This window comes from Acidovorax sp. HMWF018 (genome assembly GCF_003061035.1).
Lineage (GTDB): Bacteria > Pseudomonadota > Gammaproteobacteria > Burkholderiales > Burkholderiaceae_C > Acidovorax > Acidovorax delafieldii.
Window position 1 is genome coordinate 3903 of the sequence record NZ_QAIM01000492.1, and the last position, 3955, is coordinate 7857.

Consider the following 3955-nt stretch of genomic DNA (forward strand, 5'->3'; position numbering starts at 1 on the left):
ACGTAGGTGCCGCAGCGGCACACGTTGCCGGCCATGGCAGCGTCGATGTCGGCGTCGGAGGGCTTCTTCTTGCCCTTGAGCAGCGCGGTGGCGCTCATGATCTGGCCGCTCTGGCAGTAGCCGCACTGGGCCACGTCGTGCTTGACCCAGGCGGCGTGCACTGCCTTGCCCACCTTGTCGTCGGCGGCAATGGCTTCAATGGTGGTGATCTTCTGGCCTGCCGCCGCCGAGATGGGCGTGATGCAGGACCGCACCGGCGCTCCGTTCAGGTGCACGGTGCAGGCGCCACACAGCGCCTGGCCGCAGCCAAACTTGGTGCCGGTCATGCCCAGCGTGTCGCGCAGGGCCCAGAGGATGGGGGTGGATTCGTCGGCATCCACGGCCGTGTCTTTTCCGTTGATATTGAGGGTGGGCATCGTGGGACTCCTTGGGATGAAGGTCAGCGCTCAAAAGCACAGCGCAATCGGTAGGGCGGCGTGGGCAGATATCAAGCCGCTTTGTTGTTTTAAGAGAATAACTATTCGATTAAACCGCAAAATTTGAGTTTTTGCAGCGGCACAATTTACGCCTTGATGGCGTCCCAGCACAGGCCAAACGCCATTTGGTGCACGGCCTCGTCATCGGGCAGCACCTGGGTGCGGATCAGGTTGCCGGTCTCCCGCACCGAGCCCACCAGGCTGGCCGTGAGCAGCGGAATGGGCACGGCCTTGAGGATCTCCTGCTGCTGGCCTTCTTCCATCAGCGCAAAAAAGCCCGCCATCAGCCGGGTCGAAAATTCGCGGTTGCCCTGGGTGAACCAGGGCGAGTTGTAGTACTGCTCCTGGAACACCACCTCGGCGTATTGGTCCAGCCGATGGCGCAGCAGATTACCCCAGGCGCGGCGCACCCGTGCGCGGTAGGGCATGCCAGGTTCTATCCCGTCCATGATGCGCGCGGCCGTCACGGTCTTGGCATCCTGGTACAGCTGGCTGATCAGTTCGTCCTTGGACGGGTAGTACACGTACAGCGTGCTCGTGGCCACACCCGCTGCCCGGGCAATGTCGGCCAGGGTCAGGCCGCTCAGGCCGCGCTGGGCCACCAGTTCAAAGGTGGCCTGGGCAATGGCGCGCTGTTTCTCGTCGTCTTTGGGTTTCATCGGAACCAGGAATATAAACGAACATAGATTCGACCACTATCAAAACCCACTGCACATGCCCTGGCGCAAAGCGACATCGTACGGGGGATGCACAATCGTGGCCATGACCACGAACTCCATCGCCGACCTCCGCAAGAGCTACGAGCGCGCCGAACTCAACGAAGACGCCTCGCACGCTGCCCCCCTGCAGCAGTTTGACCAGTGGCTCAAGGAAGCCATCAGCGCCGAAGTGCCCGAGCCCAATGCCATGACCCTGGCCACCGTGGGCAGCGACCTGCGACCCAGCACACGCATCGTGCTCATCAAGGGTTATGACGAGCGCGGGATTGTCTGGTTTACCAACTACGAAAGCCGCAAGGGCCGCCAGATTGCGGGCAACCCGTTTGCAGCGCTGCAGTTTCACTGGGTGGAGCTGGAGCGTGTGGTGCGTATCGAAGGCGTGGTGGAGAAGGTCAGCGACGAGGAAAGCGACGAATACTTCAGCAGCCGCCCCCTGGATTCGCGCATCGGCGCATGGGCCAGCCCCCAAAGCCAGGTCATTGCAGGCCGCAGCGTGTTGGTGGCCAACGCGGCCAAATACGGAGCGCAATTCATGCTCAAGCCACCCCGCCCACCGCACTGGGGCGGTTACCGCCTCAAGCCCGACCAGTGGGAGTTCTGGCAGGGGCGCAAGAGCCGCCTGCATGACCGGCTGCGCTACCGGCTGGACGCGGGTGAATGGGTGCGGGAGCGGCTGGCGCCCTGATCTGAACTAGGGCCCTGGGCCGTTAGCTCAGCCCGCCACCCAGCGCGTCACTGCCACAATCACCACCGGCATGGTCACCAACCCCAGCGCGGTGGACACCGCCACGCTGGCGGTCACCTCTTCTTCGGCCACGCGGTAGCGCTGGGAGAACAAGAAGACGTTGGCCCCCACGGGCAGCGATGCCGCCACGATCATCACGGCCAGCGGCATGCCCGACAGGCCCAGCGCCCAGCCCATGCTGGCCAGCACCAGCGGGTGCACCACACATTTCACCAGCGCAATCCGCAGCGCAGCCTTGAACTGGTGGCCAACCTTGGTGAACGCCAGCGTCACCCCCACCAGCAGCAGCGCAATCGGCCCCAGCGCCTGGCCCAGCAGCTGCAGGGGCTTGCCCACCACCTCGGGCACCACCAGCCCCGTCTGTGCAAACAGCAGGCCCGCAATGATGGGCAGCGGCACGGGGTGCACGATGCCGTTGCGGATGGCCTGCAGCACGGTGCGCCACATGGGCTGCTGCACGCCGCCCGGGCGCCCGGCATGTTCGCGTGCAGCCGCCAGCTCGAACACCACCGTGGCGGCCGTCAGCAGGATGAGCGAATGCACCGAGATCAGGGTGAACAGCGTGACCAGCCCCGCATCGCCAAACACCAGGCCCACCAGCGGCACGCCGATCATCAGCGTGTTGCTGAAGGTGTTGGCCAGCGCCCGGGCGGCGCCCAGCGTGTTGAAGCCCTGCACCGCCAGCGTGGCCGCGTAGACCACGCCAAACGCCACAAAGTAGATGCCCACGGGGCCGAAGTTGAGGTCTTCGATGTGCACCGTGCTCATGGTGCGAAACAGCAGCGCGGGCGTGAGCACCATGAACACCAAGTTGGCAAGGTCCTTGACGGACTCGGCACGAATCCAGCCACGCCGCCCCACATAAAAGCCGATGGCGATGAACAGGATGACGGGGATCAGCGAGGTGAAGACAGGAGAGTTCACGGAGAAAAGCGCGCCAGGTCGGCAAAGGTGGGCGCCGATTGTCTCCCATGATCCGTGCCGACTCGGCGTGGTGTGTCTGGCGCACACCGATAGCACGCTATAGTTTTTATAGCCACCAGCGCATATTCCACTAGCGCTTGGCGCCGATTTCTTTCAAATCCTCTGGTCTGCGCTCGCTGGGGGCGTATCCGCTGCGGCGCGCGGCGCATCCGGCGACAGCAGAGCCAGCAGCCCTTGCAGCCCCTCCACCCGGTGGTCTGCCAGGGGCCAGGGCTCGACACCTGGCCGCACCGTCTGGACGGTAGTGGCCCCCAGGACGCGCCCGGCCGACAGTTCGGACAAGGGGTTGTCGCCCACCACCAGCATCTGGCGGGGCGCGCAGCCCTCGCGGGCCAGGATCTGCTCAAAGAGGGCCTGCTTGCCATGCGCGGCGCCGGTGGGTGGTGCGTCAATCGCGTCGATGAGCACCTGTTCGAACCAGAGGCGGATTCCCAGCGCATCGATCTTGCTGTCCTGCAGGCGCCGAAAGCCGCTGGTGACCAGATAGCGCCGCAGCGGGATGCGGGGCAGCAGTTCGATGTCGGCATAGCCTCGCAACGGCGTCTTCACCTCCATCTGGCTGAACTGCTGCCACCCCGCAGCGCGCATGGCGGGCGTGAAATGGTGGCGCTCAGCCACCAGGTCGAACGCGGTGAACCAGCAGGCCTGCAGCGCTTGCGCAAGGGCCTCAGGGGCCAGAGCGCCCTGGTTGGCTTGCCGCACAGCCTCGAAAGCGGGCTCGAACAAGGGCCCCACCGCCCGGGCATCCATCAGGCAGTTGTCCAGATCAAAAACAGCAACGGTGTAGTCCAAGGGCATCGCTCATAAAAAAAGTATCACTGAACGGCGTAGCGCGTGACGGGCAAACGCCGCCCGCCTCATCCGGCCACGACGGACACCCCGTGGTCTGCCAGCGTCAGGCTGACCGGGGCCCCCACATCCAGCGGCAACTCCACCAGGGGCGACACCACAAAAATGGCGCCCAGGGCGCTGGCAAAGGTGTATTCCATGACGCTGCCCAGATAGGTGCAGCGGGTGACCCGCGCGGCCAG

General features: G+C 64.7%; 6 protein-coding genes. 1 reads left to right on the plus strand and 5 read right to left on the minus strand.

The features are described from left to right. Both DBR23_RS21040 and DBR23_RS21045 read right to left on the minus strand, forming a co-directional pair. A partial coding sequence (locus DBR23_RS21040; protein WP_108499499.1) for a (2Fe-2S)-binding protein occupies positions 1-416 on the minus strand: 416 nt, incomplete at its 3' end. Between the two features lie 146 nt (positions 417-562). Beyond that, positions 563-1135: a TetR/AcrR family transcriptional regulator gene (locus DBR23_RS21045; protein WP_015014099.1), complete on the minus strand. Its 573-nt coding sequence runs from the start codon at positions 1133-1135 to the stop codon at positions 563-565. Positions 1136-1238: 103 nt separating this feature from the next. Here DBR23_RS21045 and pdxH point away from each other — a divergent pair, with 103 nt between their 5' ends. Continuing rightward, a complete protein-coding gene (gene pdxH, locus DBR23_RS21050) occupies positions 1239-1880 on the plus strand; it encodes a pyridoxamine 5'-phosphate oxidase (RefSeq protein ID WP_108499494.1) in 642 nt (213 codons plus the stop codon). A 27-nt stretch (positions 1881-1907) separates the two neighbouring features. On the opposite strand, the gene DBR23_RS21055 is transcribed toward pdxH, so the two are convergent. The 3 genes from DBR23_RS21055 to DBR23_RS31385 form a co-directional block, all read right to left on the minus strand. Then, on the minus strand, positions 1908-2864 hold the full coding sequence (locus DBR23_RS21055; protein WP_056744833.1) for an AEC family transporter: 957 nt from the start codon (positions 2862-2864) through the stop codon (positions 1908-1910). 153 nt (positions 2865-3017) lie between these two features. Continuing rightward, positions 3018-3722 (minus strand): HAD family hydrolase, encoded by a 705-nt coding sequence (locus DBR23_RS21060; RefSeq protein WP_108499495.1) that lies wholly within the window; start codon positions 3720-3722, stop codon positions 3018-3020. Positions 3723-3781: 59 nt separating this feature from the next. Further along, entirely contained in the window at positions 3782-3955 is a 174-nt protein-coding gene (locus DBR23_RS31385; RefSeq protein WP_369882148.1) for a TOBE domain-containing protein, read from the minus strand.

Coding starts and splice junctions, on each gene's coding strand:
- DBR23_RS21045 (WP_015014099.1), bottom strand. CDS start 1,135: ATGAAACCCAAAGACGACGAGAAACAGCGCGCCATTGCCCAGGCCACC.
- pdxH (WP_108499494.1), top strand. CDS start 1,239: ATGACCACGAACTCCATCGCCGACCTCCGCAAGAGCTACGAGCGCGCC.
- DBR23_RS21060 (WP_108499495.1), bottom strand. CDS start 3,722: ATGCCCTTGGACTACACCGTTGCTGTTTTTGATCTGGACAACTGCCTG.